The organism is Sporosarcina highlanderae, assembly GCF_030433715.1.
GTDB lineage: Bacteria > Bacillota > Bacilli > Bacillales_A > Planococcaceae > Sporosarcina > Sporosarcina highlanderae.
Genome location: NZ_JAROCC010000008.1, coordinates 24,697 through 49,669 on the forward strand (window position 1 = coordinate 24,697; position 24,973 = coordinate 49,669).

A 24,973-nucleotide genomic window follows, 5' to 3' on the forward strand; every position below is an offset into this window, starting at 1 on the left:
CTCCTTCCATGATTTAATTACACATAAGAAAACATGATGCTATTTGAAACGAACTGAAGATCCAATTCGCCAATGACTTTTTCCGTCCATTCATTTGTCGAATGGACCCGGTCAAGATTGCCCGATAGATCCGCTGTGAAATGTCCGTCTTCAAACACCGTGTTGACCGCTTTCTCAATTGCGGCCGCCTCCGCCTCCATGCCGAATGAATAGCGAAGCATCATCGCAGCTGACAAAATTGCCGCTGCCGGATTCGCAACTCCTTTTCCGGCTACATCCGGGGCAGATCCATGTACAGGTTCGTACAGGCCAAAGCCATCTGAACGAACACTTGCGGAAGGCAATAAACCAAGAGATCCAGTGATGACGGAAGCTTCATCACTCAAAATATCCCCAAACATATTTTCAGTGACGACAACATCGAAAGCAGCTGGATTTGTTATTAATTTCATCGCTGCGGAGTCAACTAACTGATGCTCGACTTCGATATCGGGGTAACTTTTTCGTTTTTCCTCAACGACTTCCCGCCAAAGCTTGCTGGATTCAAGCACATTCGCCTTATCGACGGATGTCACTTTCCCTTTCCGCAAGCGGGCAAGTTCAAATGCCTTTTCGACGATCCGCTCGATTTCCTCACGCGTATAGACGAGTGTATCGACAGCAGATGTATCAGTCTTTCGGCTCGGTTGCCCGAAATAAATGCCGCCTGTCAATTCGCGGACAATCATCATGTCAACGTCCCGAACGATTTCTTCTTTTAAAGGAGATGCATGAAGTAAGGAAGGGACAGCTTTTATAGGTCTAAGGTTTGCGAATAAATCAAAATGCTTTCTGATTGCAAGCAGCCCTTTTTCCGGCCGCAATTCGGATGGATTCTGATCCCATTTGGGTCCACCGACTGCCCCTAAGAGGACTGCATCACTTGATTCGCAGAGAGCGATTGTCTCTTCAGGCAGCGGATTGTTGAACTTGTCGATCGCTTCCCCACCGATTGAACCATAGTTGAAATGGAATGTATGGTTGAACCTTCTTGCAATTACCTCAAGTACTCTTACTGCAGCCTCAGTCACTTCCGGTCCGATTCCATCACCTTGTAATACAGCCACTCTTTTTTCCATAGTACTTCTCCTCCTCGTTGTAATTAAGTTAAATATTCAGTCTCGAAGATGTATAAGATACTGCTCACTGTCCTACCATTTCCTTAACCCTAACCTGCGTCTGATCCTTCACTAACTTCCGATTGATCGCATTCAAGTATGCCTTAGCCGATGCTTCCAACACGTCTTGTGATATATCGCGTCCCGTGAATGTTTCCCCATTAAATCGTAAGTTGACGACTGCTTCTCCAAGTGCATCACGGCCTTTACCAATGGAAGTTACCCGATAATCCAATATATTGACATGCCCTTTGACAAGAAGTTCCAGCGCGTTGAAGATCGCTTCGACGGATCCAGCTCCGGTTGTTGCAACGACGACATTCTCTCCAGACGGCACGTTTGCGGCGACTGTTGCTGTCGGTACATTGGAAGTTCCGTATTGTACTTGCACATTCGTCAATTCGTAGATAGATGCATCCGAGTTTTCAATTTGCTTACCAGTAAAAAGGACAAATAGATCGTCTTCTGTGATTTCCTTTTTGCGGTCGGCCAACTTCTTGAACTCTGCAAAAGCTTCATTCAACTGCTGATCGTTCAGCTCAAAGCCCATCGTTATTGCACGGTCCTTGAATGCATGGCGTCCTGAATGTTTGCCAAGAGCAAGAGGCGCTGTCGTTTCACCGATCAGTTCCGGAGTGATGATTTCATACGTCTCCCGATTTTTCAGCATGCCGTCCTGATGGATGCCCGATTCATGCGCGAAGGCATTTTTTCCGACAACTGCCTTATTCGGCTGGATGACGACGCCGGTCAATTGACTGACCAATTGGCTTGTGCGTTTGATTTCTTGAAGATTGACACCTGTTTCAACACCATAGAAATCCTTGCGTATATGGAGAGCGACAGCAATTTCTTCAAGCGCGGCATTTCCTGCCCGTTCACCGATCCCGTTAATCGTACCTTCAACTTGGTCGGCGCCATTTTCTATTGCTGCAATCGAGTTTACGACTGCCATTCCTAAGTCGTTATGGCAATGTGTCGATAGTTTCACACGATTGATACCCGTCACATTCTCTTTTAGGAATTTGAATAAAGCACCATATTCCTGCGGAGTCGCATAACCAACTGTATCCGGGATATTAATCGTCGTTGCACCAGCCTTGATCACTTGATTGATAATGCGGACCAGGAATTCCGGGTCTGAACGGAATGCGTCTTCTGCTGACCATTGAACGAGCGGAAAGAATTTTCTCGCGTATTTAACAGCTTCAACTGCGATGTCTACAACCTGATCGGGAGTTTTTTGCAATTTGTATTCCATATGGATCGGCGATGTTGCCAAAAAGACATGAAGATGGGGTTGTTGACCGCCTTTTAACGCTTCCCACGCTGTATCGATGTCACTTTTCATCGCTCGGGCAAGGCCTGTCACTGTTGAGTTTTTCACTGTATTGGCAATTCGTTGTACAGCTTCGAAATCACCAGGCGATGAAGCAGGAAACCCTGCTTCAATCACCGTTGCGCCAAACCGTTCAAGTTGACGGGCAATTTCCATCTTTTCAGCCGTGTTCAGATTAATGCCAGCTGACTGTTCACCGTCACGTAGTGTCGTATCAAAGATGTCAATTTTGCGCACTTCCCACCACTTCCTTCTGTTTTGTTTTTGCACCTTCATTCACGAACGGCATCATCGCGCGAAGCTTTGCGCCGACTTCTTCGATTTGATGTTTTGCTTCCGATTCTTCATATGCATTGAAGTTCGGACGGCCGTTTTCATTTTCCTCAATCCAACCTTTTGCAAATTTGCCTTCCTGGATATCTGTCAAAATGTCTTTCATACGGGCCTTCGTATCAGCATCGACTACGCGTGGGCCTGAAACGAAATCTCCCCACTCTGCTGTGTCGGAAATAGAGTAGCGCATTCCTGACATGCCACCTTCGTACATCAAATCTACGATCAGTTTCAATTCATGCATCGTTTCGAAGTATGCAAGTTCCGGCTGGTAGCCCGCTTCCACCAATGTTTCGAATCCAGCTTTGACAAGTGATGTCAAGCCGCCGCATAGTACTGCTTGCTCCCCGAAAAGATCTGTTTCAGTTTCTTCTTTGAATGAAGTTTCAAGTACCCCGGCTCGCGCTGACCCAATTCCCTTAGCGTAAGCAAGTGCAACGTCCTTTGCTTGACCGGATACATCTTGATGGACTGCGAACAATGCCGGTACGCCAGCGCCTGCTTCATACGTTCTGCGTACAAGATGACCAGGTCCTTTCGGTGCTACAAGGAATACGTCAACATCAGCTGGAGGCACGATCTGGCTGAAGTGGACGTTGAATCCGTGTGCGAAAACGAGAGATTTACCTGCTTTAAGTGCTGGTTGGATTTCTTCTTCGTAAACTTTTTTCTGTCTTTCGTCTGGAAGCAGGACCATGATGATGTCCGCTTGTTCAGCAGCTTCGCGTACTGTTTTCACTTCAAGGCCGTCTTCTTTTGCTTGGTCGAATGATTTTCCCGGGCGGACGCCGACGACTACGTTGAATCCTGTGTCTTTTAAGTTTTGTGCGTGTGCGTGGCCTTGTGAACCGTATCCGACCACTGCGATTGTTTTACCTTCTAATAGTCCTTCATTGATATCCTGGTTGTAATACATTTTAGCCATTGTAAATTCCTCCTTGGGTTTTTAGGTTTATATTTTTTATTTCAATATCGATAACTGAGGTGAGTTCACTTTCTGTATTTCACGGGTGAATGCTGTTGCTCCGGTTCTTGATAATTCTTTGATTCCATAAGGTTTTACAAGATCAATGAACGCTTCAATCTTCTCGGGTGCGCCGATCACTTGGTAGGTGACGACGTTTTTACTTGAATCGATGACCGTTGCGCGGAACGGTTCGACGATGCTGCTAATTTCGCTTCGTGCTTGCGGTGGAGAGACGACTTTCACTAATGCAAGTTCACGCATGACAATCGCTTTCTCGGTAATGTCATTCACTTTGAGGACATCAATCTGCTTTTGGAGCTGTTTAACCAATTGCTCGATTTTCTGTTCGTCTTCCACATGCACAATGAATGTCATTTTTGACATACCGGGCTGTTCAGTGTGTCCGACAGTAATGCTTTCGATATTGAATTGCCGCTTCATCAGCAATCCCGTCACCCGGTTTAACACCCCGCTTTGATTAATAACGGTAACGGTTATGACTCTTCTCATGCACGTTTCACCCCGATCATTTCATTAATTCCTTTTCCTGGCGCCACCATTGGATAGACGTTTTCTAACATTTTCACCCGGCAATCGATGAGCACCGGTTCATCCGATAGAAGGGCCTCCCTGAAAATCCTTTCAGCATCCCCTTTCTTCGAAACCCGGTAGCCTTTTATGTCATACGCCTCGGCAAGCTTGACGAAATCCGGCTGGACAGGCATCAATGACTGTGAATAACGTTCTTCGTAAAACGTTTGTTGCCACTGGCGCACCATGCCTAATGCTCCGTTGTTCAAGATGACGACTTTTACCGGAATCCTCATTTCCTGTAAGAGCGATAACTCCTGCGCCGTCATCTGGAATCCTCCATCCCCTACGATTGCAACGACTCGCGCTTCAGGCTTCGCAATTTGTGCACCAATCGCTGCTGGGAATCCGAAGCCCATCGTTCCAAGACCTCCGGAAGTTACCCAATGATCCGGGTTGTTCAGTGAGTAATACTGTGCCGCCCACATTTGGTGCTGTCCGACGTCCGTCGTGACGATCGCATTGCCTTCCGTTATGCGATGAACCATTTGGATTGCTTCTTGCGGAAGAAGTTCATGCTCATCCACGTTGTACCAGAGTGGCGCTTCCTCTGTTAGATCGTTTAAATAAGACAACCATTCATCAGTATCAGGGGCTTTGATTTCCTGAACAAGCAATGCCTTCAAAGCTTCTTTCGAGTCCGCCACTATCGGAATTTCCGTGGGGACGTTTTTGCCGATTTCAGCAGGATCAATGTCGATGTGGATGACTTTTGCATTCGGAGCAAATGAATTCAGATTGCCGGTTAACCGGTCATCGAATCGCGCCCCAATATTGATGAGCACATCACATTCGCTGATTGCCATATTCGCTGTATACGTCCCGTGCATGCCTGCCATACCTATGAACAGCTCATGGTCCCCTGCGATTCCGCCTAATCCTAACAATGTATTCGTCACGGGAATGCGATTCGCCTCAACGAACGTCTTCAATTCTTCCATCGCCTGGCCGTGCAGCACTCCCGCACCTGCCAAGACAAGTGGTTTTTTTGCTGTCGCAATCGCCTCTGCTGCTTTTTGTATTTGTAAGTAATTCGGAGTTGTCGTCGGTTGGTAGCCCGGCAGATTCACTTCAGCGTTTACGTCCGCAGCTACAAACATCGCCGTTGAAATATCTTTCGGAATATCAACAACGACTGGACCTCGACGACCCGTTGAAGCGATATGGAACGCCTCTTTAATGATCCTTGGCAAATCCGCCGCGTCCCGCACTTGGTAGTTATGCTTCGTGATTGGCTGGGTGATGCCGACGATATCCGCTTCCTGGAATGCGTCGGTGCCAATGACCGTGCTTGCCACCTGCCCCGTGAAAACAACAAGTGGCAACGAATCCATCATTGCATCCGTAATGCCTGTCACGAGGTTCGTCGCCCCCGGGCCCGATGTCGCAATGACGACCCCCGGCTTGCCGGACACTCGAGCATACCCTTCTGCCGCATGGATGGCTCCCTGTTCGTGACGGGCAAGCACATGGGGAATCGGATCTTTGTATAATGCGTCGTATATCGGCAGGACAGCACCCCCTGGGTAACCGAAAATGACTTCGACCCCCTGCTCCTTCAACCCTTGAATTAAAACGGCCGACCCATCCATCGGTCGACTATTTTGTTGCTGCTCCAGAGGCTCATGGGCCCTCTCCATAACTGCTGCTTGCTTCATTTTAGTTTCCGTTTGAACTTCCGCACCCATCAACAAACTCCTCCTTGCTATTCTCATTGATTAAAAATAAAAAAAGCCTTTTCTCCCCACACAAAGAAATCCTATCTTCATGTAAGGGATGAAAAAACTTTTCATGGTACCACCCTTGTTCGCAGCAATCGCCGCCTCGCGAATGGACAAAAAACTGTCCATTCATTGATAACGGGCTCACTTTTACATAAGCCCGGGATTGCCTACTTGGATTTTCCTTTCAGCAACCCACTCCAGGGAGATGTCGCGGATAGTTGCATTGCCGGCTTCCAGCACGACCGGCTCTCTGTGAATGCAAGGTTCTATCAACTTTTACCCCATCATCGATTTTCATTATATTTTCATTACGCCACCAGTGCTTGCTGACGTAACAAGTTTTGAATATCTTGCTAAATATCCTTTTTTGATTTTCGGTTCGAATGGCTGCAATTTACTTCTGCGCTCTGCCAAAACTTCGTCTGCAACCTTCAGTTCAATTGTCCTATTTTTTAAATCAATGGAGATAATATCTCCATCTTCCACCAAAGCAATCGGACCGCCTTCTGCCGCTTCCGGTGATATATGCCCGATGGATATCCCACGGGATGCGCCTGAGAACCGGCCATCAGTAATGAGAGCCACTTTCGTTCCCAAACCTCTTCCTTGGATCGCTGAAGTCGGAGCTAACATTTCCGGCATACCGGGCCCGCCTTTCGGACCTTCATATCGGATGACGACGACATGGCCTTCGCGGACATTGCCGTTATCGATGTTCTCCTGCGCAGCCTCCTGAGACTCAAAGACAATCGCTTCACCAGTGAATTCCTTGATGGATGGATCGACTGCCCCAACTTTGATGACTCCGCCTTCAGGAGCGATATTTCCGAATAATACGGATAAACCGCCAACTGGACTATATGGATTATCTTTCGTCCGTATCACTTGATCGTTCGTAATATGATAATCCTGGACGTCCTCTCTCATCGTTTTTCCTGTAATCGTAATTCGATCCGGATGGATGGCGTTAGGTATTTTTGTTAGTTCATTGATGATGGCACTGACGCCGCCTGCTTTGAAAATATCATCCATCGATATATCGGACGCAGGCATGATTTTCGCTAAATACGGTACGCGCTCTGCAACTTTATTAATGTCTTGAACGCTGTATTCGATTTCCGCTTCATGTGCAATCGCCAATGTATGTAGAACCGTATTCGTCGATCCGCCCATCGCCATATCAAGCGCGAATGCATCGTCGATTGCTTCCTTCGTGATGATGTCACGCGGTTTGACATCCTCTTTCACCATGCGGATCAAGTTCTTTGCCGCTTCCTTGATGAGCTTATGGCGCTCATCCGAAGTGGCGACAATCGTTCCGTTGCCTGGTAAAGCCATGCCTAACATTTCCATCAGGCAGTTCATGGAGTTTGCCGTGAACATTCCCGAGCACGATCCGCAAGTCGGGCATGCATTGTTTTCAATATCAAGGAGTTCCTCTGCAGTCATCTTGCCGGATTTATATGCTCCGACACCTTCGAACACCGACGTAAGAGATAGCTGTGCTCCCGTTGAGGAAACTCCCGCTTCCATTGGTCCTCCCGAAACAAATACGGAAGGGACATTGGTGCGTACCGCGGCCATAAGCATTCCCGGTGTGATTTTGTCACAGTTCGGAATGTAGAATACCCCATCGAACCAGTGTGCATTGATGACAGTCTCTGCTGAATCAGCGATTAGTTCACGGCTCGGAAGTGAATAACGCATTCCGATATGCCCCATCGCGATTCCATCATCGACACCAATCGTATTGAATTCGAATGGTACACCGCCTGCTTCCCAAATCGCCTCTTTTACAATTTCAGCAAATTTATTCAAATGTTTATGTCCGGGAATAATATCAATATATGAATTACAGACACCTATGAAAGGTTTCTCCAAATCCCTTGTCTTCACACCGGTCGCGTATAGCAGACTTCGATGAGGGGCTCGGTCGATTCCTTTTTTAATCATGTCACTTCTCAAGGCAATCTCTCCTTGTCAATTCATCTATCAGCTCCAAATATTGTTGGAAGTGTGTGAAATAAATCACAAATCAAAATAGATTGTTGCTATCATATATCGGATAATTCTTAGAGTCAACCCTATTATTTCAAATAATTTATCAATTATGAATTATAATTAATTTTGTATCCGCTTACATCCTCAACAGTCTGCGGTTTGCTAAAAATATGTCTGTTTTGAAATATTTTTTCATTGTTAATTGGAGTTGCCTGATTTAACTCATCATTCATTGAATTTATCAATACGCCACCCGGCTTTTTTCACATAGACATAAGTGACAAGGAACTTTTTTGCCGTTCGAGTATCTCCAATAGGGACAGTCAATTCGAATGTCATTTTTCGACTCTTTGATTTCAACTCCCTCGCTGTGGCGATATCCCATTGCAAAAGTGAATCTTCATCCTCGACTGCATCCACTTCCATTTCCGGCTGTGCCAATTTCCCCTTATGTTTTATAATCCCATGGTCCCGGATGAACCGTTTTGCCTTTTTCTTCGTCACAACTTTCTGCATTTCCACTTTAAGCTTTTTCTTCGAATCCAAATATCCCGCCAAATAGTGGTACTCCGTGTTATTTTCATGCGTAAAGGCCGTATACTCGTTTTCCCTATACAAACCACCAGCACCTATAATGTTTTCAGCCTCCACCCATGCAGTCGCCAATTCCACAGCACTCTTAGGCGCTAACGCAGTTCGGTTTGAGTCCTTTCCACAAGCAGACAATATGATCAATAAAAACAAAATCGATGCAACACGTACACTTTTATTTACCAACATCAAACCCCCTTACTTGCTGATACTTTAACTTATGAGAACTTTCGAGATCAAATACGCCAATCTACTTGCACGAACTGAAAGTTGGATACTCAGGATTATGAGCACTAAACTTACTTGAATACTTCGGAAGTTGTATACTATTTCATAGGACTTTGGCTTTTATGCATAATAAATTGACCGACCCCCTAAAAACATTTCGACAAATTTCGCGCTTCATCTACCTGTGGATAACTTTGTCCACGTTATACACATTGGCACATGCGCTTTAACAGCTTTACAAACAAGTTAACCACAACTTATCCACTGACATCTGTGGATAAGAGAACGATTGTTCTAAAAATGAAAGTCTGATATTGTATACATACCGAATCTTTACTGTATGCTACAAAAAATCTTTTTATGAAGGAGTCTATGCAATGTCGAGAATGTCGGACGATTTACTGGTCGAAGCCTATAAACAAGCAATCGTACTGAATCTCTGTCCCGGGTTTATAAGATTATTGGAAAAGGAAATTCAACGCCGTTCATTACAACTTGACATAGAATCCTACCAAAGCATCATTAAGAGCTCATCCTTTCAATAAAAGGACAAGCTCTTTTTTTGATTAATTTACACCTTAACTCTCACAACATTCGGCCGATATACAGAATAAGGACTAAGTTTAATGGAGGTGTTATCGTTTGATTAAAAGAATCTTAAGTTCGTTACTCATCGTTTTCCTTTTAGGCAGTACGATGCAACCGGTGAATGCCGCAACTATTACTGAACAGAGCAGAATCATTTATGGAACTTTACAGTTTTTAGATAAAAACGGAAGGTATCTAACGTTAAAAAGAGATGATGGGAAACTGGAAAATTACTATTTCCAACGTCGAACACAGATTATTAACGATAAAGGGATAGCCGGCTTCAGCGCTCTAATAGAAGGAGATCGGCTTAGGCTGCAATTTCTTGAAACCGGTACCGCTCATATGGACAAGGTCGAAGTGTTAAATGGAGAAAAAGAAATCGAAGCGATCCGGAAGGGCAAAATCCACCAGTTAGATGCCTTATCTGGGAAAATTAAGCTTAGCGATAACAGCAAGTACACTCATTATTCGTGGGGCTTTCAGTCCTATTATAATAGGAACAGTACGTTTCAATTATCGAAAGATGCATTGGTCTATTACGGCGGGCAGTTAGTCGATAAATCCCAGTTCCGCTATTATTCAAAGTTCGATGCCTATTTCGTTACAACAATGAATTTTACGAACGAAACTGTTCAGCGCGTCATTATTAATCAAATCAGTGGAAAAGATCTTCAAGAGGAAATCACTTCGTTGAATCAACGGCAGCAATACATTGAATTAAAGTCTACAGGCAGAATTCTTTTCCACGAAGGTACTATTTTCATTCGGAATAATCGAATTGTCGATCCGATCAGCATTACAAAGGGCGATAAGGCATTCGTCACGACTGATACTATAGACGGAAAGTTATATGCAAGTATCGTTTATATTTCAAAATAAATTGGAAAAGGTGAGAAAAAGCATCCATGATGAATTCCAAATTAAAACAAATCGTACTGTTTTGTGTCGCATTCATTTCATTCATACTGCTTGCGGATCGTGTGGAGGCAAGGCCACCCGATTATAACGGCGGGGTTATGAATGAATATACATATGAAGAATACTTCTTTTTAGAGAGTTATCCAATTAAATTCAGCGGTAAGCCCGCGGTGACTGAACGTGTAGCCAAAGACAAAATCACTACGACCTATCGTTTCAACTTAACAAGTGAGCAAGGCGACAAATTGGTGCGAAATGTAGTATTCGAAACAACTTTGGACAATCATACGGATAAAGGACAAACTACCTCACAGACGATTGTAAAAAGCTATTCCGAAAAGATAACCACTACAACAAAAACCGTTTTCACGTTGGATGATTTTCAATTCACCCAGTCGACATTAATCGACAATCGGGCTGCATCTGACTTTTATTCTGGTGATTTAATTGCCACAAAAAGATATATAGTGACACGGCCATTGATCCCATTGGCTAAAGATGAGCTGATAATCGTTAATATGACCGGACGGAATGTTGGTTATGAAAACTTCTGGGGAGCAACTGAAACGCAAATCATCGATTACGAAATTACTGGCAATAACGGTACGACTTACGTGACAAGTAAAGTTTCAGACAGCAAAACGAAGAAGCTTGAATATCGACCACATGACCCGTCTTTATCCAGTTTCTCTGGTGGGCATATCATCGTTAGCAATTCCGACATGGTTGGCGAGTATACGTATTCATACCCGTATTATCTAAGGACCGGGACTTATCAGCTTGCCAAGCAAAATACGCCTACATTAGAGAGGTTGGTTGTCCCCAAGTTCCAAGACTTAAGGAATCATTGGGCGAAAGACTCCATTGAAAAACTTTATTCCGTCGGGGTATTTGATGAATCAACCGATAAATTCCTACCGGGTGCGATAATGACACGCTATCAATTCACAATCGGCGTGTTAAAAGCAGTCGACACACGGGTATTCGAAACACCAACTAAAAAAACAACTACCAAATCCATTTTCAAAGACGTTTCAGCGAAGGATAAAGGATATATGTACATCGAAAGCGCCGTCAATCAAGGGATCATCAACGGCTTCACACCCGAACTTTTCAAACCGGACGACCCATTAACAAGAGCACAAGCAGTGGCAGTTTTGGTCCGGGCATTGGGCATGGAAGGACGAGCACCGAATTACGGATACAGCAAGTTCGCCGACGACAGAAGCATTCCAGCTTGGGCAAAAAATAGCGCATACGTTGCCAATGAAATCGGTTTAGTTAACGGTGACGCCAATAACAATTTCAAGGCACAGCAAGCATTAACAAGAGCCGAAGCATCCGCCATGCTACAAAGATTCGTTGACTTCCTTGAAGATGACTTACAGAAGAACTATCGCGACGATGTACTGAATTTGAACTAAAACCTCCTCCAACAGGAGGTTTTTTTATTTAGATTGCTGATAGGATTATGGTACAATTCATGTATGAAAAAAATAGTAGCGTTTTTAATTATCGTCGGCATTCTCTTTATCTCTTCCGGTCAAACCTATGAACAACAATCACTCATCCCTACACTGAAAACATGGCTTCCAAACCAACCGATGTATTCTTTGCTTGATAAACTCCAGATCCCCTATTGGGGCAGAATCATTTCAATAGAAGAAAGGGGCTATTATCATTTTGTCGAATTTCTTCTTAGAAAAAGCGCACATTTCCTCATTTTCGGCTGCCTATCTATCGTAATCTATTGGATGCTGTCGAAACGAGTACGACGTATGCCCCGGTTTTTCCTATCACTTATATTTACTGCAATAGTAGCAGCGTTAGATGAATATCATCAATCCTTGACAGGCGGAAGGACCCCAACAATGCAAGATGTCTTTCTTGATGTATCAGGCGCATTTACGTTCCTCATTCTTGCTCAGATTATTATGATGATTAAAGGCAAATGGAAAAAACATCGGATGATAACTCCCTGAATAGGGGGTTATTTTTTCATTCACGCAAAAAAAGATCCCAAGAGGGCCTCTCCCTCTTGGAACCTTCTTAACTTCATTCATTCCCTCGCAGAAAGTCTTGCAATCAATTCCGCAAGCAAATTCGTCCTTTCCACTAATGACGGTATCTCTAAATACTCTTTCTCACTATGAGCGTCTCCACCTACGGGGCCTAACCCATCGATTGTCGGAATCCCCATCGCCGAAGTGAAGGATGCATCGGAGCCGCCGCCGGTTGACACATCAGTTATTTCAATCCCCGACTCAGCGCCCGTTTCCTTGATGATTTCCAACAACTCTATCGTTTGCTGATTTTTCACCATTGGGGGCCGGTTAATGCCGCCTTCAAGTGTAATTGAAGTTTTAGGAACGTCGGATGTGGAACAGATCTCCCTTATCTTGCCATCAATGATTTCAGCTTGTTCGGCAAATTTGATTCGCACATCGACATGTGCAGCAGCCGTTGGGGCAATCGTGTTTACAGATTCGCCGCCCTCGATGAGTCCGGCACTCACACTGATCCCCTCTTCATGATTAGCCAAGGCATGCAATTTAATGATTTTATGAGCCAACTCTTCGATTGCGCTGATGCCATTTTGCGGTTCAATGCCGGAGTGAGCAGCTTTACCCTTGACGTAAACGGAATAACGTCCTACTCCTCGCCGGGCGGTCACTAAAGAACCATCCTTCCGGGCAGGTTCCATAATTAACGCATATTTTTTCCCTTCGGCATACTTCTCGATTAACGGCCTTGATGTATCCGATCCAATTTCCTCGTCACCATTCAATACGATCTGCATGCTTTCAAGTGCTTGTGGATTTCCTTCCTTCAAAGCTTTCATCGCATACAAGAGCGCGACTTGACTTGCTTTCATATCAATAACTCCAGGTCCATACGCCAAATCTCCAACAATCGTGAATGGTCTATCTTTCGCTGTGCCCACACGGAAAACAGTATCCATATGCGCGACAGCTATGATGGATGGATTTTCACCATAGGTGATCACCAAGTTATTCCCATTATAGGACTCTTCATGAACTTCAACGGAAAATCCCATTTCCTCATAGAGCTCTTTCAATATCCCGCCGACTTCATCGATTCCTTCTTTATGAGATGAGCCAGAGTCTATATTTACAAGTCTTTCAAGTAATAATAGCATTTCATTTTTCTTCGTTTGCAAAAATTCCTTCACGATCTTCCATCCCTTCCCCGCCAAGCTGGACGCCAATTCTTTCATTAATTAAAGGAAAGTGGCAAGCCGTATAATGTCCATCTTCAAGCTCCATCAATTCTGGTTCAACAAGTTCGCATTTATCTTGCGCATACGGGCATCTCGTCCGAAATCTGCAACCGGATGGGATATCCACATTACTTGGAATATCGCCTTCCAAGATGATTCGTTCCCGTTCCCGAATGAATGGATCGGGAAGTGGGACGGCAGAAACAAGGCTCACTGTATACGGGTGCATCGGCCTTTCAAATAATTGATGTTTCGTAGTGATTTCTACAATTTTCCCTAAATACATAACAGCAATCCGATCACTGATGTATTTTACTGCAGGCAAACCATGTGCGATAAAAATTAAAGTGAGATTGTAGTCCTTCTGCAATTGAATAAGTAGATTTAGAATCTGTGCTTGAATCGAAACATCTAACGCTGATACAGGTTCATCGCAAATGATTAATTTCGGACGGAGTGCAATCGCGCGTGCTATTCCAATACGTTGTCGTTGACCGCCACTAAATTCATGTGGGAATCGTTTCCCATAGGATCGATCAAGACCAACTGCATCCATAAGTTTAAATACTTCTTCCCGAATCTCCTTCCCGCTCATCTTCGTATGCGTCTTTAACGGTTCACCAATAATATCGACGACGCGCATACGCGGATTCAATGATGAAAATGGATCTTGGAAGATCATTTGAATATCGGCACGCGATTTTCGGACTTCCTCTTTTGTAAGGGAATCCATATCTTTACCATTAAATACGATTGTGCCTTCAGTCTTATCAAGCAAATTAATTAAAAGATTACCAGTAGTGGATTTTCCACATCCCGACTCGCCGACAATCCCCAATGTTTCACCTTCAACAACACTGAAATCAATGCCATCCACTGCCTTAAGCAATTTCTTCTTCCCAATGCCTTCCGAAACTTCAAAATGCTTTTTTAACCCCTTCACCGTCAATAAAGTCCGAGATTCATTCAAGGATGACTCTGTAACCATTAAATAACAGCCTCCTTCTCCTCATACAACCAGCATCTTACTTTATGGTCGTAGCTCGTTTCATTCAAGGCCGGTTCATTCATCGTGCATACATCCATGGCAAATGGGCATCTTGGGTTGAATTTACATCCTTTCGGCATGTTTGTTGGTGTTGGCACCGTTCCTTTAATTGATTCCAATTCTTCTTCAATTTCATGGAATTTCGGAGTACTGTTCAACAATCCCTTCGTATAAGGATGTTTTGGGTTACTGAATAATGTGTAGACGTCAGTATATTCGACGACCTGACCTGCATACATCACGACAACTTTATCTGCCATCTCCGCAACCACGCCTAAATCATGGGTTATCAAAAGAATTGCAGTACTGTGCTCCTTGGCTAACTTCTTCATTAATTCTAAGATCTGCGCTTGAATCGTAACGTCCAAAGCAGTCGTTGGCTCATCGGCAATTAGCAACTTGGGATTGCAGGATAAAGCCATCGCAATCATGACGCGCTGTCTCATTCCGCCACTCAGCGTATGTGGATATGAATTGAAGACCTTTTCAGCCCGTGGAATCCCCACATGACGAAGCATTTCAACACTTTTGACTCTCGCAGTTTTTTTGTCCACCTTTTGATGGAGTTTAATCGACTCGGAAAGCTGGTTTCCTATTGTAAATAAAGGATTCAATGAAGTGAGGGGCTCTTGGAATATCATTGCAATTTCATTCCCTCTTAACTTCCGGTATTCCTTTTTCCCGATCTTAGTCAAATCGCTTCCTTCAAAAAGGATGCTTCCTTTCTCAACCTTTCCAGGTGCATCGATCAACCCCATAATCGAAAGTGAGGTGACGCTTTTTCCTGAACCAGACTCACCTACTATGGCAAGCGTCTCCCCCTCCTTCACTTCAAATGAAACCCCATTGACCGAAGGCACGATGCCATGTTCCGTTTTAAAATAGGTATGTAGATCCTCTACATTCAATACAGCCATCACAACACCCCCTTAACTTCTGCCTTGCGAACGTGGATCAAGAACATCACGCAGCCAATCGCCTAAGAATATGATTCCAAGAACAGTTACTGTAATTGCAACTCCCGGGAACGTCGCCAACCACCAACTTGTTGCAAGGTAGTCGCGTCCGTCACTCAGAATACCACCCCAAGAAACCGTTGGAGGCTGAACACCTAAACCTAAGAAACTTAGGGAGGCTTCCAAAATGATAGTTGTCGCAACACTTAACGTCGAGATGACGATGAATGAGGAAATTACATTCGGCAATACATGTCTGCTAATGATTGTGACATTACGAACGCCTAATGATTTTGCTGCACGAACAAACTCCCGTTCTTTTATCGACAGCGTTTCCCCTCTTACAATCCTCGCGTATGCGACCCAGTTCGTAACCCCTAAGACGACAATCAATGTCGGTACACTCGGCCCGAATACAGTTAAAAAGACGAGTGCAAATAGGATATTAGGAATGGAGAGGAATGAATCTACTATTCTCATCAATATCGTATCCAACCAGCCGCCGTAATAGCCTGAACTAAGTCCGACTACAATTCCGATTATGCCAGCCAATATAACTGAGGAAATTCCAACGAGTAAGGAAACTCTTGAACCATAAATAATCCGGCTTAATATATCCCGGCCAAGATTATCTGTTCCAAGAAAATATTCTTTTTCTCCCCCCTCTAACCATGAAGGGGGTTTTAACATTTTTGCGGGATTGATTGCCGCAGGATCGTGGGGCGCTAAGTGATTTGCAAAAGCCGCCACCAGACAGACAAAAAGGACAATAATAAACCCAACCGTACCTGTTTTACTATTTACTAAAGACTTCGTCCAACGGGTTAGTGCATTTGTCTTTTTAATTTTCACATCCGTGTGGCTATCCACTGTATGTGATTGAAGATTTGCAGACATGTCCTATGCCCCCTTAACTATACTTGATCCGTGGATCCAAGATTCTATAAATGATGTCCGCTAATAGATTCATCAAGATGACAAGTATAGCGATAATGAATACGCTTGCCTGGACGATTGCCATATCCCTTGTATTCACTGCCTGAATTAGAAGTTGACCAAGCCCCGGCCACGAAAAGACAGTCTCGGTAATCAATGCACCGCCTACCAAAGTCGAGGTTTGTAATGCAGTTATTGTCACAACCGGAATCAGTGAATTTCGAAACGCATGTTTATAGACAACGAAAAAATCCCGTAGCCCTTTACTTTTGGCGGTTCGAACATAATCCTGGCTCAAGATTTCCACCATACTTGAGCGGATCAGCCTTGTCATTTCGGCGGCAATCCCCGTTCCAAGCGTAATTGCCGGCAAAACAAGATGGGCCATTGTTCCCCTGCCCGATACCGGGAACCAGCCTAATGTAACCGAAAACAATAAAATCAACATAATTCCAAGCCAAAAGTTCGGCATCGCTTTACCGATTACCGCCCCACCAGTAGCAAGTAAATCCATCGACGTATTTTTCCTTGTTGCGGACCAAACACCAAGCGGGATTGCAATGATGATTGCGATGACCATCGACGCTGCCGCCAATTCCAATGTGGCAGGCAATCGTTCAAGCACAAGTGGCAATGCATCCGTATTGTATCTGAACGACCTTCCAAAATCTCCTTGAATTAACCCCAACATATATTTTCCGTATTGAACGATGAAAGGCTGGTCAAGACCAAGCGCCACAGTCAAGCGTTCAATATCCTCCTGGCTTGCATCTTCGGGCAACATAAGTGCAACAGGATTTCCCGCCACAAATACAAGCGAAAAGACAATAAATGAAATAATGATCAAAACAGGAATGAACTCAAGAATTCGTTTAAATAGAAATTTAATCATAGCGGCCTCCTATTTATGTAGTCTTTACTCTACCCGCCTACCCTTTCCTTGTATAAAGGATATGGGCCAGGAAATAACTCCCCGGCCCAATCAGGTTCTATTTCCGCTTGATTTTTGGTACGTAAATCATTTCATCCTGAGTTGGAGTGAAGACAATTCGATCACTTACACCTGTATTAATCGTTTCTTGGTAAAGTTGAACATGCGGAACATCTTCGGCAGCAATTTCTTCAATTCGTTGGATTTGCGCCTCACGTTCAGCTGAATTCATGTTAGAAGCTGAAGCTTTCAACAACTCTTCAATTTCATCATTCTTATAATCAGTCTCTCCCTCAAAACGCGCAGCACGGTACCAGTCAACCGAATATGCCCCGTCAAACATGGAATTACCTAAACCAAGAAGATATGCATCCTTATTTTTCTTAGCTGAGCGCATTTCTACAAAGTTACTCCATTCCATGAATTCGATATTCACTTTAATACCTGCTTGCGTAAGCATTCCTGCAATCATTTCAGTTACTTCAGCGTCCTGCAAATAGCGGCCGCGTGGAGAATGCAATGTCATTTCAAAACCATCAGGATAGCCAGCTTCAGCAAGAAGCGATTTTGCCTTCTCCAAATCATAGTTATACGTATTGTACAGCTTTGGATTATGACCGAAGTTTCCTGGACCAACCCTTGTTGTAGTCGGAATTCCGCCACCCTTTAAGGCAAACTCAGCCAAAGAACCATCATCAATTGCATAGTCAATTGCTTGGCGCACCCTGACATCGGACGTCGGATATCCCTCAGTAGAACGTAAAATCAACATGATCGTACGGTTGGATGTTTCTTTCTTCATGGAAGTGCCATCATTCTTATCGACACGATCCCAATCGCTTGGTGGAACGTTGACTGCAATGTCAACACCGCCAGTCAATAGTTCAGATACTCTCGTGGAGTTTTCAGGAATGACACGGAACACAACTTCATCCCACTCATCCTCTTTCCCCTCGTAATAATCTTCAAAAGGAACCATTACAATCCGATCATCCCGAACCCATTGCTTAAACTTGTATGGTCCTGTTCCTACCGGATTCGCAAGGAAATGATCCCATCCATTTTCTTCAATATACTTCTTCGGCAACATTCCAGAACCCAACCTTGATAATCTATGGAACAAGGATGGCTCCGGCGCATGAGTAACGATCTTAAACGTTAATTCATCAATAATATCAACTTGCTTAATTTGTTTATAGTTCGGGAATTCCTTCAACGTGTCGTCAGTGGCGACACGCTCAAGTGTGAACTTTACATCCTCGGAAGTCAGTGGGTCCCCATTATGGAATTTCACCCCAGGCTTTAATTTCATCTGTACAGTCAATTCATCCAATTGTTCAAATGTATCCACTAATTCAGGTTGAATGACGTTATTATCATCCCTTTTGAATAAGTAGTTGAACATATTATCATGTACCGCTTCTGTAGAAGTGTTATTGTGATTGTGAATATCAAAGCTGACGATATCCGAACCCATTGCAATCGTCAAAACCCGGTTCTCTTCACTTTTGCCAGTTGGTTTTTGAGTCTCATTGCCTTTATTTGGTGATGGTTGCTTGTCAGTGGCCTCTTTGCCGGTACAAGCCGTTAGGGCAAGAACGGCTAATAAGATTCCCATAACTAGTAGACTTTTAATCTTCATCTTTTTCCCCCTTATCAACACCCATTTTCCTCGTTGGGCGAATATTTATTCAAATTGTAACCGAACTATCAGAATTGTACAATACCCTTTCTCTGAATATAGTTAATTATTTTAATCAACTGATATCTAACACTGATTTTAAAATAAGGCCAGAGGATGTCACTCCCCGGGCCATTTTTATTACGAGGCTTTTCTTAAACTTTCCGTATTAAAGGTAGGCTCTGTAATCCGCTTCCCTTTGGAGTTGTAGAAGATGACTTTAGAAGCGTCTGCCCCTTTTACAAAATCGATCTTCTTAATGTTTTCAGCGCCTCTAATTTCGAGCGGATTAGAGCCTTCTACGATGACATGGCTCATTTCCGTCCCTTTCATATCGACGATCAAACCTTTTTTCTTAGGCTGTAGGATGACTGTATTCGTCTTAAATCCTTCACCTGTCAGCTCGGCATAGTCCCCTTTCAAGTACATGCCGTCCTTCAAAGACGATTGCGCGTCCATATAAACGGCTACATTTGGTTCCGCAATCATCACTTGCTTTTTATGATAATTAATGAGGTTATACACTTTCTTAATTGGAACCGGCTCCCAAACGACAGGGGCTTCGAATCCAATCTGTACCATGACTGGGTCATGATCGCTCGCACGGCCAGCCATGTCCGTGAAGTCTGCATTGATGTGCAGAATGTCGATTTCTGTTTGGTCCACCAGATTATTCGACACTAAAATATGATCTAACACTTGAGAGTTGCCTTGATAGACGTACGAATAACGGTCAGCTTTTTCGACATGATTGATCATATTCGTCATGATGCTGCCTTCATGGATTTTCAAAGGCTCCGCAAATTGGAAGTCATTGAAATCCCCAAGGGAAACGATATTCGCATCAGGATTATCCGTTTTGATTTCAGAAATAAAGTCATAAACAAGTTGCGCAATCTTTTTCCGTTGGACTTCACTGCCATAGATCGGCGGCTGAGTGGAACCGAATAATGGCGTATCACCGGTTTTAGAGTTCCAATGGTTCGCAATCACGACAATGGACTCCCCTTGGAAATCGAATTGCGCTGCCAACGGTTTCCGGCTGCTGTTGAATGCAGGGTCATTCGGCGAAATCCGTCCGGGATTAAGCGTCAATTTGCCATTTTCATATCCCACGGCCGTCGTTGCATCGCCATGCGGAATTCCTTCCGTCAATGAAACACGGGCAGGATTGTAAAGGAACCCGACACGGATATTCGCGTTTGGCTGTCCGCCGTCCTCGTTGTTCACCGGATCAATATTGACGTATTCATACTTAACACCGCCTGCATCGACAATCGCCTGGATTAGACGCTCATAACTTTGATTCGCCTTCGAATCACCTGCATCCGGGCCGTTATTGTCCTGGACTTCCGTTACGCCGATAATATCCGGGCTCTGCATATCGACTGCGAATGCTCTTGCCAGTTTTTTCGCTTTATCAATCGAAGTTGTTTTTGTATTGTTTGAGAAGTTCTCCAAGTTGTAGGAAGCGATAGTCAGCTTGTCCTCCGCTTTCACAATCGTCGTCTTCTCTGGAATTGCATCACCTTTCACATGCGCTTGCTGCATGTCATTCAAAGACGTATAGATCTTATAGTTTTGGAATGAATAGCCGACAACACCTGTAATCGGCCCTTCAAAACGGTCGCCAGTCGCGACTTCAAAATCACGGGCAGGTCCATTCGGCTCCAATCGGAACTGGACACGTTCTGCATTCTGATCGTCTTCCTTCAACAGGATGCCGCCATTTACTGTTTCCGTTGCCGCATTTTCGAACACCGTGACAAGATCACCGTGCTCCTGAGGTCCGACCGCTTTCACATTGCCGACTTGCACAAGCATCGCTTCACGGCTTTCCCAGAAATCTGCCGCATATTTCGTCGGATCGAATTCAATGAACTGATAACTTGCGATTTTATCTTGCGGCAGGTTCCTTTCATTAATAATGAAAGGAGTTGGAAGTGGAACGTTGCGTTCAAGAATTTTCACTTTGCCACCTTGGTCATCACGGACATTGATCTGTGTCGTTTTCAAGTCCGTTTCCTGGCGGTCCGCATACCCGTCAATCGCATACTCGCTTACTTTTCCAGTAACGGAAACTAAATCTCCAACGGAAAGATTCCATGCATCCCTTCCACTGTAAAGGACGATTGCTTCGGAGGTGTTCATATTGCCGTCACGCTTATCGTCCGGAGTTTGGATATGATAGTATGTCGAGCCGTTCAAAACATACTTGTATGTGACAATTCCTTCGACGCCTTTCACGGATTGACCGTTATAAGGAGATACATGCCCCTCCCCTTGGATATCATGGATTAACAAACTTTCTCCAGGCTCATCCGGATTTCCTGGTTCACCCGGTTCAGTACCATCCATTTCATGTGACCCTAAATAATCGAATGTGTCCTTCGGATAGACGCTCCATTCATCATTCCGATTAAATGCATCATTCGGAACCGAATCCCCGCTTGTAATTGCAGCCTTTCGAACGAGTGTGACATCCATACCCCAGTTGTTCCGTACCCCTACTTGTCCAAATGAATCGATTACCTTATCCTCTTTTTTAAGAACAAGCGCATCATCCCCGTTGAAATTGATGACGCTCATATTTTCAAGATTACCCTTGTCTTTAATTCCTGCAACTGCGTCGCGATGATACACGACAAATGTCTTATTTGGACCTAATGTCCCCGACAACGTCAGCTTTGAGGTCGCCACGGTCGCACCATTTGCGTAAAGCTCCAACGAATACTGACTTAAATCCACTGTCTGCCCTGTTCCGTTATAAAGCTCAACCGCCTTATTGAAACTGCTGCCTTCAATGTACTCTGAAATGAACAAATCGGACACAGCCGGCTCTGCCTTTGCAATCGCCGGTATTGAAGGCACTAACATACTTGCCACCAATCCAACCGCTAAAAAACTATTCAAACGCTTTCTCCATCTCTTACTTCGCATGGTACCATTCTCCTCTCATCCTTCGAAATTATGGTGCTGCGCGTCATAGATCGTAAGAAAACCGCTCCTTCCATTGACAGATTAATAGAATTGCATATTCATACTAACATTGCTTACACCCAATGACCATGCGACTTTTTGTAATATTTCGCTATTACTGCATATTGCTTTCGAAGTATTTTATTCCAATGGATGGGTGAGGTTAGTTGCAGAGAGAATTAAAAAAACACCCCCAATTGGGAGTGTTAATGTTTCAATCTATCCTATTTACACGACGACTAACTCTTCAATTTTTGCTGCTTTATTATCAACAATCTGTTGCACTTCAGTTCCATCCAATGTTTCTTTAAGGAATAAAACTTCGACCAACTCTTCAAACTGCGCAGTGTTTTCCTGGATGAGCGTTTCAGTTTTACGCAACGCTTCACCGAAAATCTGTTGCATTTTCATTTCTTTCTCGCCTTTATTGAACGTCAATGTAAAGCTGTCTTGGTATAGACCAGTGTCCACCATCCGCTCGATAATGTCTTTCGCTTGCTGCACATCACCGCTGACGCCGATGCTATGCTCACCAAGGTAAAGTCGTTCTGCAACTCCACCTGCCAGGATCATGCTTACTTGGTCCATCAATTCACTCGCAGTTTGTAAATGAAGTTCCTTCTGGATCGGGGCGACATATCCAAGCGCTTGTCCACGCGGGATGATTGTCGCTTTACGAACGGAACCCGGTTTCGTCAGAGCTGCAATAAGTGCGTGACCAGATTCATGGATTGCAACTCTTCTTTTCGTTTCGATATCATTCAATGCACGGGACGTACTACCAAGGATTGTGCGGTCAATCGCAAAATCAAGATCGCCCTTATCAATCTGCTGACGTCCATCCCGGACTGCACGTTTACTTGCCGTTTCAAACAAAGAACTAAGCTCCGCACCCGAAAATCCGGAAGTGCTTTCCGCCAATACATCAAGTGATGCATAAACTTCATCAGCAAGCAGACGGCCTTTCGTGTGAATATCGATGATCTCCCGGCGTCCGTTTGTATCTGGCAACGGCACATTAAATGTATAGTCGATACGACCTGGACGAAGGAATGCTTCATCTAACATATCTTTCCTGTTCGTTGCTGCGATGAAAAGAATCCCTTCATTGTCATTGCCACCGTCCAGTTGAACAAGCAGCTCCGTCAATGTTTTCTCCGATTCTTCCCCGCCATGCTCTTTACGTTTACCTGCCAGTGCATCGACTTCATCGATGAAAATGACGGCCGGGCGTTGCTTTCGTGCATTTTGGAATAAAGTTCTTACCCTGGATGCACCAACACCGACGAACAACTCTGTGAACGCGGACCCGCTTGACGAATAGAAAGTTGCTCCGATTTCATGAGCAATCGCTTGGGCAAGCAATGTTTTCCCTGTTCCAGGAGGTCCGTACAATAATAGCCCTTTTGGCGCCTGAATCCCTAATTGAGTTGCGCGCACTGGGTCTTTAATAATCGACAGAGTCTGGTGGATCTCGTCTTTCATTTCTTCAGGAAGTCCACCAATGTCTTCGAGCGTAATAGTTGGAAGTGGAGTCGCTTTAGACGCTCCATTCTTCATTGAAGAAATACCAGCACCCAACTTCCCTTTTTTATGAAGGATCAACAAAGTAAAGAAAGTTGCAATAATCAAACCACCGATAATCAAGCCGCTGTATTGGCTATTATCGACAAATTTATATGAAAGGTTATATTTTTCCACTAATTGTTCAGCTAACTGGCTTTGCGGACGGACTTGCGTAACGTACTTTGCATCTGCCGTTTGCAGATACAATGTACCATCAGCCTTCTCTTTTAAAGACAACTGCTGGCCATTTTGGGTTTGGATCGTCTTCTCGAACTCTGAAAACGAAACATTCATCCCTTTATTTGCACCCGAAACATACCATCCGACACTTGCTACAATCCCAATGGCTAAGACGACAAGGACGACAATCTTCGTTGCAAATTTCGAAATAGGCATTAGGCCATCCCCAACTCCTTCTGTAAGATGTTATTATTATATAATAAAAAACATATATTGAACAGGTGGAAATAATGACAATTTTATTTCGCTAACTTACTTGCTTGTAAGGTTTCTATTAATTTTACTGTTATGTAAAAAAATGTTTATGCAATGAAAATAGTATACTTTTTTATATAATAGAGTGGGTGCGGGGAGACTTGCCCGGTTTGCGGGGAAACTAAGGACTTGCGCCCGCATCAATTCCATGCTATAATAAATCGGTTAACAACGTAGTAACTTTATATTTGACATTTGGCATTCTACGTACTGTTTTTGAAGACACTTATTCACACTGGCGCGGCTAAAGGGTCGCAAGGACGCAAGAGTAGGTAGGGCTTGCGTTGCTTAAGGATAGAAGACATCCAGTGGAAAATGACCGCGGCACTGATCATTTTCAATCTAATTCGGATCACGGATTCATAAGATGAACACGAACTTCAACTAAAAAAGTTACTATAAATCAAAGGGTTGCTTCTCATAATGAGAGCAGCCCTTTTCCAATTTCTTTTTCTATATAAAAAAACGGTCGAATGGACTTATCGCCCACTCAACCGTTTCTCTTCCACTTTCATCGCCTCTATTTTTATCTTCCCTGTAGTTTTGCGGATAGTTTCTGTAATTCTTCTATGATCGTTTGCAGAAGCCATCATGTAGATAAGTTGAACCATTGTAACCCCTCCAATCCAGTGTTCATTACATAGTATGTGCTGAAAATAGAAAGGATACACATCGTTAAAATATAATTCTTTTCAGAAGT

20 protein-coding genes are annotated in these 24,973 nt (G+C 44.0%); 4 read left to right on the forward strand and 16 right to left on the reverse strand.

Annotation, left to right across the window (positions count from 1 at the left end; translation table 11 throughout):
- Window positions 1-17: 17 nt before the first annotated feature.
- The 7 genes from leuB to P5G49_RS11100 form a co-directional block, all read right to left on the reverse strand.
- Window positions 18-1,118, reverse strand: coding sequence for a 3-isopropylmalate dehydrogenase (leuB, locus tag P5G49_RS11070; RefSeq protein ID WP_301243790.1), 1,101 nt, complete (start codon window positions 1,116-1,118; stop codon window positions 18-20).
- 64 nt (window positions 1,119-1,182) lie between these two features.
- Complete coding sequence (locus tag P5G49_RS11075; RefSeq protein ID WP_301243792.1) at window positions 1,183-2,733, reverse strand: 2-isopropylmalate synthase; 1,551 nt, start codon at window positions 2,731-2,733, stop codon at window positions 1,183-1,185.
- Window positions 2,720-3,754 (reverse strand): ketol-acid reductoisomerase, encoded by a 1,035-nt coding sequence (ilvC, locus tag P5G49_RS11080; protein WP_301243794.1) that lies wholly within the window; start codon window positions 3,752-3,754, stop codon window positions 2,720-2,722. The genes P5G49_RS11075 and ilvC overlap by 14 nt, the downstream gene beginning before the upstream one ends.
- A gap of 36 nt (window positions 3,755-3,790) precedes the next feature.
- On the reverse strand, window positions 3,791-4,306 hold the full coding sequence (ilvN, locus tag P5G49_RS11085) for an acetolactate synthase small subunit (RefSeq protein ID WP_301243795.1): 516 nt from the start codon (window positions 4,304-4,306) through the stop codon (window positions 3,791-3,793).
- Window positions 4,303-6,027 (reverse strand): acetolactate synthase large subunit, encoded by a 1,725-nt coding sequence (ilvB, locus tag P5G49_RS11090; RefSeq protein ID WP_301244004.1) that lies wholly within the window; start codon window positions 6,025-6,027, stop codon window positions 4,303-4,305. The genes ilvN and ilvB overlap by 4 nt, the downstream gene beginning before the upstream one ends.
- 381 nt (window positions 6,028-6,408) lie before the next feature.
- Window positions 6,409-8,076, reverse strand: coding sequence for a dihydroxy-acid dehydratase (ilvD, locus tag P5G49_RS11095; protein WP_301243797.1), 1,668 nt, complete (start codon window positions 8,074-8,076; stop codon window positions 6,409-6,411).
- Window positions 8,077-8,337: 261 nt separating this feature from the next.
- Window positions 8,338-8,889 (reverse strand): DL-endopeptidase inhibitor IseA family protein, encoded by a 552-nt coding sequence (locus P5G49_RS11100; protein WP_301243799.1) that lies wholly within the window; start codon window positions 8,887-8,889, stop codon window positions 8,338-8,340.
- 419 nt (window positions 8,890-9,308) lie between these two features.
- Here P5G49_RS11100 and P5G49_RS11105 point away from each other — a divergent pair, with 419 nt between their 5' ends.
- From P5G49_RS11105 to P5G49_RS11120, 4 genes are all read left to right on the forward strand, one after another.
- Window positions 9,309-9,476 carry a sporulation histidine kinase inhibitor Sda gene (locus P5G49_RS11105; protein ID WP_301243800.1) on the forward strand — a complete coding sequence of 56 codons (168 nt, stop codon included), beginning with the start codon at window positions 9,309-9,311 and terminating at the stop codon, window positions 9,474-9,476.
- Window positions 9,477-9,573: 97 nt separating this feature from the next.
- Window positions 9,574-10,401, forward strand: coding sequence for a hypothetical protein (locus P5G49_RS11110; protein WP_301243802.1), 828 nt, complete (start codon window positions 9,574-9,576; stop codon window positions 10,399-10,401).
- A 26-nt stretch (window positions 10,402-10,427) separates the two neighbouring features.
- On the forward strand, window positions 10,428-11,864 hold the full coding sequence (locus P5G49_RS11115; protein WP_301243804.1) for an S-layer homology domain-containing protein: 1,437 nt from the start codon (window positions 10,428-10,430) through the stop codon (window positions 11,862-11,864).
- A 63-nt stretch (window positions 11,865-11,927) separates the two neighbouring features.
- Window positions 11,928-12,422, forward strand: a complete 495-nt coding sequence (locus P5G49_RS11120; protein ID WP_301243806.1) for a VanZ family protein — start codon at window positions 11,928-11,930, stop codon at window positions 12,420-12,422.
- A 77-nt stretch (window positions 12,423-12,499) separates the two neighbouring features.
- Here the strand turns inward: P5G49_RS11120 and P5G49_RS11125 are convergent, their stop codons facing one another.
- From P5G49_RS11125 to P5G49_RS11165, 9 genes are all read right to left on the reverse strand, one after another.
- A complete protein-coding gene (locus tag P5G49_RS11125; RefSeq protein ID WP_301243808.1) occupies window positions 12,500-13,633 on the reverse strand; it encodes a M20 family metallopeptidase in 1,134 nt (377 codons plus the stop codon).
- Window positions 13,602-14,669, reverse strand: coding sequence for an ABC transporter ATP-binding protein (locus tag P5G49_RS11130; protein ID WP_301243810.1), 1,068 nt, complete (start codon window positions 14,667-14,669; stop codon window positions 13,602-13,604). Before P5G49_RS11130 ends, P5G49_RS11125 begins: the two co-directional genes overlap by 32 nt.
- Window positions 14,669-15,646: an ABC transporter ATP-binding protein gene (locus P5G49_RS11135; RefSeq protein ID WP_301243812.1), complete on the reverse strand. Its 978-nt coding sequence runs from the start codon at window positions 15,644-15,646 to the stop codon at window positions 14,669-14,671. The genes P5G49_RS11130 and P5G49_RS11135 overlap by 1 nt, the downstream gene beginning before the upstream one ends.
- 12 nt (window positions 15,647-15,658) lie before the next feature.
- On the reverse strand, window positions 15,659-16,582 hold the full coding sequence (locus tag P5G49_RS11140) for an ABC transporter permease (RefSeq protein WP_301243814.1): 924 nt from the start codon (window positions 16,580-16,582) through the stop codon (window positions 15,659-15,661).
- Window positions 16,583-16,595: 13 nt separating this feature from the next.
- Window positions 16,596-17,513 carry an ABC transporter permease gene (locus P5G49_RS11145; protein ID WP_301243816.1) on the reverse strand — a complete coding sequence of 306 codons (918 nt, stop codon included), beginning with the start codon at window positions 17,511-17,513 and terminating at the stop codon, window positions 16,596-16,598.
- A 97-nt stretch (window positions 17,514-17,610) separates the two neighbouring features.
- Window positions 17,611-19,194 (reverse strand): ABC transporter substrate-binding protein, encoded by a 1,584-nt coding sequence (locus tag P5G49_RS11150; protein ID WP_301243817.1) that lies wholly within the window; start codon window positions 19,192-19,194, stop codon window positions 17,611-17,613.
- Between the two features lie 180 nt (window positions 19,195-19,374).
- On the reverse strand, window positions 19,375-22,173 hold the full coding sequence (locus P5G49_RS11155; RefSeq protein WP_301243818.1) for a lamin tail domain-containing protein: 2,799 nt from the start codon (window positions 22,171-22,173) through the stop codon (window positions 19,375-19,377).
- Window positions 22,174-22,440: 267 nt separating this feature from the next.
- The gene (locus P5G49_RS11160) at window positions 22,441-24,174 is read right to left on the reverse strand and encodes an AAA family ATPase (protein WP_301243820.1); all 1,734 of its coding nucleotides are present in this window, start codon (window positions 24,172-24,174) and stop codon (window positions 22,441-22,443) included.
- 578 nt (window positions 24,175-24,752) lie between these two features.
- Window positions 24,753-24,884, reverse strand: a complete 132-nt coding sequence (locus P5G49_RS11165; protein ID WP_301243821.1) for a hypothetical protein — start codon at window positions 24,882-24,884, stop codon at window positions 24,753-24,755.
- Between the last annotated feature and the right edge of the window lie 89 nt (window positions 24,885-24,973).